Below are 12,382 nucleotides of genomic sequence, written 5' to 3'. Positions count from 1 at the left end.
TTTTAATTCTCCCATATTATCACTTCGCCCAAAACCGAAGTATCAACATTTCTCATTGATGTTAAAGTATCGTATGCTTGATCTTTTCCAAAAGAATTATACTGTTTAATCAATCGTTTCTGTGTATCTAATTCTGGAGGTTTAAACATGTACTTTTTTCCAAAATGTAACGTCTTTGTATCTTCAGAATTTCCACAATCATTAACGAGAATTTGCCAAAAATCAACAAAACTATTTAATTCTGAGTAAATTTCATCATAATCCGTATTAGAAATATCCGCACGATGATCAACTGATTTAATTCTATCTATAATATAATCTTCTGCCTTTTTAACAGTCTCTGACATCAACTCTTTGTCAAAGTGAATTGCGCCATTATCATCACCAAGTGAAAGACTCTGTCTTAAAATTGATAATAGCACGGCATGTATTGCCCTTTCTCGTGCTGGCTTTGAGAACGGAGTTGCGCCAGTCGGTTCAACATATCGATAATATGATTCATGGTATGACTTGAATTTTTCATAATGTGATCTATCTCTGCTCTTAGTAGCATCGTATTGAATAAATGCAATACCTGGGTAGGTACGCCCCACTCTACTTGATGCTTGAATATACTCACTCGTGAGTTTCGGCTGGCCAATCATAAGCATAACATTTAGTCTTGCAACATCGATACCAACAGAAATCATGTTTGTTGCCAACAATATATCTGATGGGTATCTTTTCTTTTCCTTACTGGATGAATATTCAACCTTTTCAAGTTTATCTAAAGTCTCGTTTAATTCAGTGGTAGATACCCTACTTGTCAATTCGTCTGGACTTATAATTAATCTCCTATCTGTAACAAGTCGATTTGCTATTCTTATTATAAAGTCCTTGACGTCATCCTCCACCATTGTGGATGCTTTTCCCAGATCCTTTAAACTATTAAAATAAACCGTAGTTGTCCAGAATTTATCCTTAATATCGTCAGGTGAATCCATCATTTTAGTTCTTTGTAACATAGATGATGCCATTCTGATTTCAGTCATTGCCTTAGTTCTACCCGATGGCATAATTCCGACATACTTTCTACCAAACACTAGATTTTCATAATCTATATCAGCTTCTCGTGAAAAAAAAGAATCTGATGCATCAATACCCGGAGGTGGAAATTGTACAACATCCCTATTATATAAAACCGAGCACTGTTCCTTAGCTCTTCTTATTGTAGCCGTTGATGCAATAATCTTCGGCCTAACCCCCTTGCTGCTACATAAATTATCTATAGCAGTTTCATATAATCCAACAATAGTGCCTAAAGAGCCTGAAATCAGATGAAGTTCATCCTGTATAATTAAATCTGGTGTCCTGTTATCAGAATCCTGTCCAAAGAAACTACCAACCCTTACATCCCATGGCATCATAGCAAATTTATCGACAGTTCCAAAAAGAAGTGTTGGTGGGTTTTGGTATAATTCCTCATCTATCACTTGTATTGGAAGGTTATCAGTAAATTCACATTCTTCCTGAGGGCATACCATATAAAAATGATTACCTTTTCTCATATTATATCCCCAGGTACCAACTTGTTTTTTATTAATGTAATCTGGTGTCATCTTAGTCCCACACCATGGACATTTTAAAACCTGAAATTTATTATAACGTTCTTTATTATACTTTAGTGTTGAATAATCAGATTGTTGTAGCTTTTCAAGACATTCTTTAGCACCATCCTCCCCATCAATCTTATTAGGAATATGACTGCCTCCTATCCATAACCCTATAGAGATTTCTTTTTTACCCAAAGCATATCTCGGATATTTTGATTTTTTAGCAACGCAATCACGTCTTATATATTCACATGCACAAATAAGTGTGGAAGCTCTGGTAAACTGCTGTGATGCAAGAAGCCTTAATGTATAACGCATCATAACAGAAGTTCCACCAGATTCATTCGGATATTGAAGTTTTCTGAAAAAGATTGTAAATGCCGTAAGTCCTAAATATGCTTCCGTTTTACCACCACCTGTTGGAAACCAAATCAGGTCAACCATATCTCTATCTGGATGTTCATCATTTACTATCGAATTAACATCCATCAACAAAAATGCCAACTGAAACGGACGCCATTTACAATTATTATCACCTTCACTGTCATACTTAAGACTTATTAAACGCTCCTCAATCACCTCATCCCCAGGATATCTATCAACATCGGATGTGTCCTGTTGGAGTTTAATATGAATACGTTGCATAAACATAGCTCTATTTGCCAGTTGAAATGCATTGTAAGCATTATCATCTGAAGCAAGAGTATTTATACCTTCAATCATCCTATCTCGTGCTTTTTTACACTCGATTATATTCCTGTCAGCAGCCTCTTTATACTTCGTAGCTAATCCATTTGATACATTTTCAATTTGATTTATCCATCTAGCATATGATTCAACAAGTTTTCTTAAGGACTCTATCTTTTTATCTCGTTGTATTGAATTCAAATCAGAATAATACTTCATTGACAACTCATCAGAAGACATAGCTGATTCCTTCGGGAGATTGAAATCCATCTGAGGAACTTCCGAAACTGGAAAGAAATCCGTCCAAATTTTTCCAGTCCCATCAAGGATATTCCAATCTACCGATACACCTAGTCCTGTAGCATAATTCTCCTTATTTCTATACAGCAAAGCTAATGACTTTTCATCAGAATCATAATCATAGAAATCATCCGAATCATACTGAACGAATTGAAAACTATTATCATTTGTATCAACACTAATTACAGGCTGAAATATACACTTATCTGCAGATGCATTTCCCACATTAGTATTAACCATCATAACAGTAACAGAAACAACCGTATCTGAAATGGCCGTCTTTCTAGCTACCAACTTCAGCGAAACGTCTTCCAAGCCTTCAACATTTACAGTCTCAACAAAATCATTATCTCCAAAGTTCAGTCTTACACTGATATCATTATGTGGATCTCTAGCATACCCATTATTAATATATCCCGATAACTTGTATAATGCTTTTTCTATAGTAGCAGCTTCATTTTCTGGAAATGCCTCTCGTTCTTTTAATTCTCTTATTTCCTTGTATGAAAGTGATCTTTTTAGTTTTAAGTGTGACTTGGTTCTATCATAATCAACAATTCCAATCAGAGAATCTGGTATAGTATATCTTTCTGAATTGTCAACCTTATATGGAACTGCACATTCGGATACCGTAGCCTTATGATATGTGGCATAGGAAATCCTTAACACTAGTGAATCAGGATTACCACTAATCATGAATGTCATCCCGATTGAAGACTGCTTATACTGAGAAGCCATTTCAACTTCTTCATCAAGACTATCCTCTCCATAGTCAGATTGACTCATGCTCTTATCTTTTTCTGGTTTTATATCAGATGAATCATTGAATTTATCAACAACTAGTTCCTTCTCGACTTCATTGCCAATTGATACAGTTTCATCGTTATCTTGTTCATTCTTGTTTCCTTGTGGAAAGAGAATCCCCATAGAATACCTACTTATTGGACTGCTTGAAATAAGCTCATGATCTCTATCTGGAATATCAAACTCCGAGCCAGGTCCGAGCATATCCGCTTTGATAATATCAATATATGAATCTCTAGCCTTAAGCATTTCACTTATTAAATCACTTCTATTCATTAATCGTCCTCCGAATCAATAGGTCTATTTGCATATCCTATCGGAATATAATACTGTTCATCTACCTTCTTTATTGACTCAAGTTCATATGTTTGTGATAATCTATCAACATTATCAAATACCATTTGGATTATTTCATCTCCTGAGGATCTTCTTCCTGACAGTTTTTCATTTATCGCTTTGAAAATAAGTCCAAGAATGTTCCTTCTCTGTTTTCTTACTATCTTGAAAGCATCATCATATAATGTATAATTATTCTTCAAATCGTCATCATTAACCAATTCCCCAATTATTCTTATATCATCCATACTTCTTGGACCGACTATATGACTTTCCGGATAGATCCATTGTCTTACAGTCACTTCATCATGTTTTAGTCCAAGTTTATTTAACGAATCCGTTACATCTCTATAAGAATAATCACCATTATCCTTATATGCCCTCAAAAGTTCTTTCCACTTTTCTGCTTTCTGATTTGCCTCCTTAACACTTGCGTTGAGTTTATTCTTTTCCAGTAACTCATCAAATATATAATCAACTATGTTCTTGGTATAGTTATCATTACGCGTAAATACCAGAACATCTCCAGATTGCAGTTTTTCTGGTTTTTTTTCTTCTATAGAACATCCGTCATATACAACTGCTGAATAATACTTTGAAAGATATATACTCTCTCCCGTTTCGAACATTCCAACATATGATACCTCCGACAACGCTGTCCCAGTATCTGATACCAGCTTTGTACCACTGTTGTATGTATACTGCATTGGGACTTTGAATTTTAGGTTATCGATAAATTCAGACAATTCATTCCATCCATTCTCGACTTCTTCAGCTTCTTGCGTTTCTATATTATCATTGATTTCCGCTCTTTCCTTTGCATCATCTATAACATAGGAATATTTCATATGTTTCTTGTAAATATTACCCTCGAATACTCTGGCTTTTTTCTTCTTCAACATAAATGACATATTCTCTGCCTCGTGCAATATGACATACATTTGAGAAGTTGAACAACATTCGAATATTTTAAATTTATCACTCACCTTATTACTAACAACAATTACCACATCATAAAACTCCTCTGGACTAAACTCCTTAGTCGTTTTAAAATATACATTCGACGTATTTATGCCGAAGATTGATGTGGATTTCAATACATCTATGTAATATGACTTTGGTACAACAACTACTATTCTCTTTTTAATATTTTTCCTGATGATCTCATCTAATGCTTTCTGTTTAGGGTTATTCCTCACTAACATTTTATATTCTTGTTTGATGCAATCAAGTACTTCTTTAGCTTTAGTTTTCGCATTATCAAACAGCGATATGTGTTCTTCAAGTTTTCCAATTCTTTCTTTAGGAGACATAACACCATGGTGAAGTTTGTTTTCCGAAACACATTCTTCCATGTATATCAAATCAAATGGTGCTGTAAGGAATAGATTTTGTAATGTATAGATATTAATTAGAAAATCATTCTTATTATCGTCATCTAAAACAGAGTCTTTAAGCGCAAAAATATCGTTTCTAATTGTTTTTAACATTTTAAATGATATTCCCGATCCCACAACCACTTCATTTATACTAAGATTGGCCAAATTATACATTTGTCTATGTAAATCATCCAACAATTTACTATCATTACCGCTAATAGTATTTGTACCCTTCAAATAGGATGGAGTACATGCAAACACAGACGAATTAGTGTATTCCCTGACAATATATTCGCCAACAGAAGTATCATATTTTGTCATGTAATGAACAAATCGAATTTTCTTTCTCCCTATCAGATCGTTCAATTCTGAATTGTCATTTGATACGCCGCCCGAAGTACATACAATAATTCCAGCAGTATTATTGCCTTCCTTGCTTAAAGCGATTTGACGAGCAACCGATATATGACTCGTCAGTTTAATTACTGGTTCTTTTTTTGATGGATTCTTTCCGATAATTATTTCTTCCAACCCACTTGTATAATAAGAACAAGCAACCAATTCCAGTAGTTTAACATTTTTTCCATCGTATTCTATGCTTACATTTTTTAAGATTTCATCAAAGCCTTTATCTGCAACAAATACAAAGGAAGCATCTATTGCACTTGGGATATCATTAGCGCCAACATTATAAAGAAACGCAAAAAAATCTTCTCTATTAGACTTCCCCTTCTTTATTCCTCTTCCGTCAGTTGTTTGAGATTGACCATGATACTCTTTAATTAAATGCTTATTCTTTTCATATGATGAAAAAGTCTTTTCTCCATTATCTTTAACAAGAACCATATAACACTTACCATTATCTTGTTGAAGTCCAGCCCATCTGTATCGTTTGTTATTGTATAAGACAATATTTCCTTCTTTAAGGCTCGAGATAATATCATCATTTGTATTTTCATTGTAGCCGAGACTACTTATTACTGTTGCAACCGTGGCAACAATATCAAATACAACTGACCCCGTATTCATACAAAAGCTTGTTCTCTTTTCTGACAGGTTGAATGTCTTGGAAAAAAAGTGCAAATAATCCTTTACTATTCTTTCACCAGAAATACACTCTTTTTTATAGAATATTTTACATTGATCTATGAGTTTATTCATCGCCTCATCTATTCTCATGTAATCACCCCATTCAGTCTACGACTCCTCGAGTTTCTTCAAACATCTATCTATAAAAACGGCAAACTCCTTAATTACTGGTATTGTAACCGAATTACCAAATTGCTTATACTTTTGAGCATCCGACATTCCCTCTGGAAACTCAAATTGATCTTTACCATCCTTGTCTATGAATCCATAATTAATAAAGCCTTGAAGCTTGCCCCATTCCGTAGGAGTCATCACTCTAACATACTCATCGTTCAATGGGGTTTTTTTCCCAACAATGCTTTTTCCTGAAACACCATCTTTATAATCAATAAGCAAATTTCTCTCTTTGCCTGACCCTCCAGTAGCAAGAATTGTATTGGCAATATGAACACCATCATCTGGCATATTTACTATTCTGTATCCATAACCATAGCCTTTTTTTTCTTGTCTCTTTCTATGTTCTTTTAACGTATTCCAATAGCCCGATGACAAATAATACTTATCATCAACATCATGTGATAGTAACTCATCTAAATTCTCATAAACCATCATACTCCCTTTATCAGGTGTAGCTACAGGGACGGCTTTCTTTACCTTATCGTCATATCTTTTTTTATCAAAACATACTATATATGTTCTTGGACGATTTTGAGGCATACCAAAAAATCTTGAATTTCTTATAAAGCTGTCCTTATCATAACGAATCTGTCCATTATCATCTCTATCTACCCCAACAACGTGATAATCAAGGTCATTTACCAATACATCTATTATTTTCTCGAATGTTTTACCTTCATCATGAGTGATCAATCTATCAACATTTTCAAGGAAAATAGCTTTAGGTCTATTTGACCTAATTATTTCGGAAATATGGAAAAAGATTTGTCCTTTTTCCTCATCATTAAATCCTTTTTGCAACCCAACTCTACTAAATGTTTGGCATGGAAAACCTGCCAATAAAACATCATATTCGACAGAAGCAACCTTTTTCTTAAAATCCTCGCTTGTTAGATCATTAAAAGGATTAACTCCAAATAAGCGTTCGTACGTCTGGCATGCATATTTATCAATTTCGGCAGATAACACATTCACGTATCTACCAGTCATTTCAAAGCCTCTTCTTATGCCTCCAATACCCGCACATAAATCTATTGTCTTATATCTTGGTCTCTTACTCATAACAACGCTGTCCCACTTCAAAACTATAATTCATAACCCAAACCAACAGTACTACTCCACAAACTTTTTCTCTACCAGCCCCTTCATCCTCTCTTTCGCACTCTCCGGGCCAGTAATCACTACATTTCCGCCCAGCGCCACGATCCATCCGAGGAACTGGTCACTCACCGCCACATTTACACTTGCGGTGAACCATTCGTCATCTATCGGATGCAGCCAGGCATCCTTGCCAAACTGGTCGATGATGACATTTGCCATCTCATTTTTGCATTTCAGGGTTACGGTCTCTATCTCTCCACCGAACATGCGGAAATACTGCTCACTCCACTTCGCCTTGTCCTGTTTATTAAACTTCATCTTGCCCTTACGTCTCTTATTCGTAAGTTCAACCTCGCGCATCTTATCCACGCGAAAATGCCGGATCTCATCCTTATCATGATCATACCCGATCAGATAATACCGTTCATCGTCAAAATGCAACGCCCACGGACTCACATTGTAAAACGCCCCGTCCCTGCGGAACTCCTCTTCGCCCTTAACGTTCCAGCTGAAATATTTGAAGCGGATGGCCTTGTCCTCGCTTATCGCATTGTGAAGGGAATCGATGGCATAATAGATACTTTCATTCATATTTTTGACGCGCCCTGTCACCTTCACCTCACGGTCAAGGAGCTTCGCATCATACACGCTGATGTTTTCTTCGAGCTTCTTAATCAGCTCCCTGGTCTTCTTCTCGGAAATAAACTTCGAGGACTGAATCGCATCCACCAGGAACTTCAGCTCAGCGATCTCAAATGTCCTGTTGCCGCAGTGATACAGCGTCTTCGAGCCGTCACGCTCTTTGATTATTTCTATCCCATAATCATCAAGAGCAGCCAGATCCTCGTAAATACTCTTCCGCTGTGCCAGAATTTCATGCTTCGCAAGCTCCGCAAGTATTTCGGACATGGAAAGAGCGTGAGTGTCATCTGTCTGCTCTTGCATTATTTTCGCCAAATAAAGAAGCTTAAGCTTCTGATTTTTCCCCTTCATAACGGCCTACCCCTGTCTTCCGGAAAACCCGCCTTCTCCTTGCGGTTTTCCTTGTATTTGTGGTCCCACAACCACGTTCTAATTGTACCACATTTCGAGGCATTATACAAAGGGTTATAACAGAGACATCCACATGATTTTCTTCTCACAACCAGCTAATCCCACATGATTATATCCCCCGGAATAAGCTTATTCTTACAGCGAGGGCATTTGAGTTTATCATATCCCTTTCCCACAACAATCTTAAGTCTTCCATGACACTTCTCACATCTATGATCATAGTCCTTGAATTTCTTGAATTTGCGCCTTAATTCATCGTGCATGAAATAATTTGAATTACCTGTGTCGTCTGACGAAAAATCGGCTTCTTTGAGCATCTCTTCATCCTCTTCCCGAGGAATATACATTCCCAGATTATAGTCCGATGAGATATCACCACATTCTTCACAAACATACAGATCAATTTCTGCATCAATAGCTCTCTGAGGGTTCTTCCTGAGAAAATACATCATCTCTTCTCCATATTCTCCATCCCATGCTCTTTTTCTGACCTCTCCATAGACCGTCGGAAACATAAAGCCTACACCTATATTTTTTGTTATTTTAAAACCACAATTCGTACAAACTCCACTATATGCCTGTCCCATATGCTCAGCCTCCTTTATCATCTAAACTTATACGTGATAAGCACTCCTACAAACACCGGAATTTCCTCCATTTATTCCTGTAATCAAAACACACCTTTTCCGTCATCCGCTATAAATCCCAGTATTATCAGTGGTACCAAAAGAAACTTTAACATAAACCCCATCGCCTTAAGCATCAGCCAAAATGGAAACAAACATAATTTCAGTAGGTTCATCATATCCGCTCACCATCCTTCCATTAATTCTTATCTCCCAACAGTTCCTTCCTGCATTCAACATAATACTTGCAAGTCAAACAGCAGCACCTGCATGTTCTCTTCTTCATCATCCAAAACTTAAATCTCTTAAACATATATCCTCCCATCAGTATTCATCCCAATACTCTTCGTTATCTTCAAAATCATCCCAAGCGTCATCCTCATCCTCAAACTCTTCTTTGTAATCCTCGTAATACATATCTATATCATGATCAGAAGGATCAACCTTAGGCGTTGAATAACTATTTTTCTTTTTTGACGCTTTATTTGAAGACGAAGTGCTTCCGGATGATTTTCCAGTACTTTGTGTTGTGCTTTTTGTCGAAGAAGAATTTCCTGTATTTCTACTATTCGAAAAACTGTATTTATGATTCTGATGGTAATAACAGTATAGCTCTCCATCAACTGCTTCGCGGTTACAAAGAATACACTGATCTTTCTGATTAAGAGCGGATTTTATATCCTTACACATAAAGAAAAACCCTATTACAGAAAGCCCTATTATTGCTATCGTCCAACCTACTGGAATTGCCTGAGCATTATCTTTCTTGTTATTGCTGTTATTCATAAACCATTCCCTCCTTCTTGAGATCTTCGAAAATATATCATTTTTAACCCAACATTTACTTTTTGCATTTTTCTGATTTTTCTGATTTCTTTCTGATTGTTCTGATACGGTTCTGATACCATTGTCTCAAAAATGGTGGTCGATAAAAAGGCCACCACTTATGTAGATACACTATGTAAACCAAAATACTCCTCTTATCATATGAAACATACTCTAAGAATTGCTCTTCTCTCTCCCCGGGGATTGGGGACGGGCAGTCCCCAAAATAAAAAAGTCACCTATGAGACTGCGATGGAATGAACTCTTTCCATCGGAGCCTCATAGATGACAGTTGCTTGTTTTTTACGGATCACCACCTTTATCACTGAACCATTGTTAATCACGAGTTACGACCATAACGCAAAAAAGGACACTTTCTAAATTTTTTCTTTTAGAAAGTGTCCTTATATCCTTAATTCTCTATTATAGACTCATAAATCGCGTATTATTACGCATTATTCAATAATAATATGTGTGACCTTTGTGTGACCTAAAGGATAAAACGCGCCATAAAACCGCATAAATACTGGATTCTTTACGACAAACTCTTCAACGTCGGGAAGAGAAGTACATCTCTTATAGCAGGGCTATCAGTCATGATCATGACAAGTCTGTCGATACCATATCCGATACCTCCTGTTGGTGGCATACCAACTTCAAGAGCGTTGAGGAAGTCTTCATCTGTATGCTCCGCCTCATCATCACCTGCTTCTGCAAGGGCATCCTGAGCTGCAAATCTTTCTCTCTGATCGATAGGATCATTAAGCTCTGAGTATGCATTTGCCATTTCCCATCCATTCATGAAGAACTCAAATCTTTCAACATAATTTGGATCTTCCGGCTTTCTCTTTGTAAGAGGTGATATCTCTACAGGATGATCCATTACGAATGTTGGCTGAATAAGGTGCTCTTCTACATATGTCTCAAAGAAGAGGTTAAGTATATCACCCTTCTTGTGGAAATCTTCAAATTCAATATGATGTTCCTTTGCAAGCGCACGAGCAGCTTCCAGATCTGAAACTGTATTCCAATCAACACCTGCATATTTCTTAACAGCATCAACCATTGTGATTCTCTCAAATGGCTTGCCGAGATCCATTTCAACACCATTATATGTGATAGTTGTTGTACCAAGAACATCCTTAGCTATATGACGATACATAGCCTCAGTAAGGTCCATCATGCCGTGATAATCTGTATATGCCTGATAGAGCTCCATAAGTGTAAATTCAGGATTGTGTCTTGTGTCAACACCTTCATTTCTAAATACTCGACCAATCTCATAAACTCTTTCAAGACCACCAACGATAAGTCTCTTGAGGTAAAGCTCAAGTGAAATACGAAGCTTAAGGTCCTCATCAAGTGCGTTGAAATGAGTTTCAAATGGTCTGGCAGCAGCTCCACCCGGATTAGCTACAAGCATAGGTGTCTCAACTTCCATGAATCCCTGATCATCAAGGAATCTTCTTATACTTGCAATAATCTTAGATCTCTTAATAAATGTTTCCTTAACATCCGGATTCATTATAAGATCTACATATCTCTGACGATATCTGATATCTGTATTTGTAAGTCCGTGGAATTTTTCCGGAAGGACCTGTAACGACTTTGAAAGAAGTGTTACTCCGTCTGAATGGATTGAAATCTCACCCATCATTGTACGGAATACATAACCTGTAACACCTACAATATCTCCAACATCAAGCTTCTTAAATGCAGCATATGCATCCTCACCAAGAGTATCCTTAGATACAAATACCTGAATATTTCCGCTCTTATCTTGAACATTGCAGAATGAAGCCTTACCCATAACACGCTTTGACATCATTCTACCTGCAATGCTTACTGTTATAGGATTTGCATCCATTATGGCACGTCTCTCATTGTATGCCTCTGTCTTAACCTGCTTTGCTTCAGCCGGATCCATACCTTCTGTATCAGGCATATCCTTACCTACAAGAAGCTTTGACTCAAGGGCGATATATTCTTCCTTTGCCTGCTCTGCATGATATGTCTGGTCGTATTTTGTTATAACAAATGGATCCTTTCCTGCTTCCTGAAGTGTAGCAAGCTTCTCGCGACGAACCTTAAGGAGCTGATTTATATCCTGAACAGGCTGAGCTGCCTGTCCCTTCTTATTGTTCTGATTATTCTCTGCCATTTTATCATCCTCTATAATTCAATATATTCTGATAATACAGTTTTCAAAATGAATCCGCACAAATGTCAAAACCATCCATCAAACTGATATAAGTCATAAAAAAACTATTGTCCATGCATATGATACATGCTAACACATACACCTGCACGGACAATACTCACTTAATTCATATTATTACAAAATACCGCATCACCAAAATGATTCCATCCCTCTTCCGGAACGGCGGTTCATCCTGATCTTGCAGTATTCTCG

General features: G+C 36.8%; 7 protein-coding genes. All 7 read right to left on the bottom strand.

All coding sequences use genetic code 11. The features are described from left to right. Window positions 1–2: 2 nt before the first annotated feature. The 7 genes from B5D25_RS02620 to lysS all read right to left on the bottom strand — a co-directional run bounded on the left by B5D25_RS02620 (window position 3) and on the right by lysS (window position 12,130). On the bottom strand, window positions 3–3,659 hold the full coding sequence (locus B5D25_RS02620) for a helicase-related protein (RefSeq protein ID WP_078786189.1): 3,657 nt from the start codon (window positions 3,657–3,659) through the stop codon (window positions 3–5). Continuing rightward, window positions 3,659–6,277, bottom strand: a complete 2,619-nt coding sequence (locus B5D25_RS02615; RefSeq protein WP_078786188.1) for a DrmE family protein — start codon at window positions 6,275–6,277, stop codon at window positions 3,659–3,661. Before B5D25_RS02615 ends, B5D25_RS02620 begins: the two co-directional genes overlap by 1 nt. Before the next feature lie 18 nt (window positions 6,278–6,295). Beyond that, window positions 6,296–7,426, bottom strand: a complete 1,131-nt coding sequence (dcm, locus tag B5D25_RS02610; protein ID WP_078786187.1) for a DNA (cytosine-5-)-methyltransferase — start codon at window positions 7,424–7,426, stop codon at window positions 6,296–6,298. A gap of 51 nt (window positions 7,427–7,477) precedes the next feature. After that, window positions 7,478–8,458, bottom strand: coding sequence for a helix-turn-helix transcriptional regulator (locus tag B5D25_RS02605; protein ID WP_078786186.1), 981 nt, complete (start codon window positions 8,456–8,458; stop codon window positions 7,478–7,480). Window positions 8,459–8,613: 155 nt separating this feature from the next. After that, on the bottom strand, window positions 8,614–9,105 hold the full coding sequence (locus B5D25_RS02600) for a hypothetical protein (RefSeq protein WP_078786185.1): 492 nt from the start codon (window positions 9,103–9,105) through the stop codon (window positions 8,614–8,616). A 363-nt stretch (window positions 9,106–9,468) separates the two neighbouring features. Next, window positions 9,469–9,930, bottom strand: a complete 462-nt coding sequence (locus B5D25_RS02595; RefSeq protein WP_078786184.1) for a hypothetical protein — start codon at window positions 9,928–9,930, stop codon at window positions 9,469–9,471. Window positions 9,931–10,504: 574 nt separating this feature from the next. Next, window positions 10,505–12,130, bottom strand: coding sequence for a lysine--tRNA ligase (gene lysS, locus B5D25_RS02590; protein ID WP_078786183.1), 1,626 nt, complete (start codon window positions 12,128–12,130; stop codon window positions 10,505–10,507). Window positions 12,131–12,382: the final 252 nt, after the last annotated feature.

This window comes from Eubacterium ruminantium (assembly GCF_900167085.1).
Lineage (GTDB): Bacteria > Bacillota > Clostridia > Lachnospirales > Lachnospiraceae > Eubacterium_Q > Eubacterium_Q ruminantium.
This window is presented reverse-complemented; position numbering and strand designations above follow the sequence as displayed.

What these genes read in the sequence shown, in the direction of transcription:
- B5D25_RS02615 (WP_078786188.1), bottom strand. Translation starts at nt 6,277, where the DNA reads ATGAGAATAGATGAGGCGATGAATAAACTCATAGATCAATGTAAAATA.
- dcm (WP_078786187.1), bottom strand. Translation starts at nt 7,426, where the DNA reads ATGAGTAAGAGACCAAGATATAAGACAATAGATTTATGTGCGGGTATT.
- lysS (WP_078786183.1), bottom strand. Translation starts at nt 12,130, where the DNA reads ATGGCAGAGAATAATCAGAACAATAAGAAGGGACAGGCAGCTCAGCCT.
- B5D25_RS02620 (WP_078786189.1), bottom strand. Translation starts at nt 3,659, where the DNA reads ATGAATAGAAGTGATTTAATAAGTGAAATGCTTAAGGCTAGAGATTCA.
- B5D25_RS02605 (WP_078786186.1), bottom strand. Translation starts at nt 8,458, where the DNA reads ATGAAGGGGAAAAATCAGAAGCTTAAGCTTCTTTATTTGGCGAAAATA.
- B5D25_RS02600 (WP_078786185.1), bottom strand. Translation starts at nt 9,105, where the DNA reads ATGGGACAGGCATATAGTGGAGTTTGTACGAATTGTGGTTTTAAAATA.
- B5D25_RS02595 (WP_078786184.1), bottom strand. Translation starts at nt 9,930, where the DNA reads ATGAATAACAGCAATAACAAGAAAGATAATGCTCAGGCAATTCCAGTA.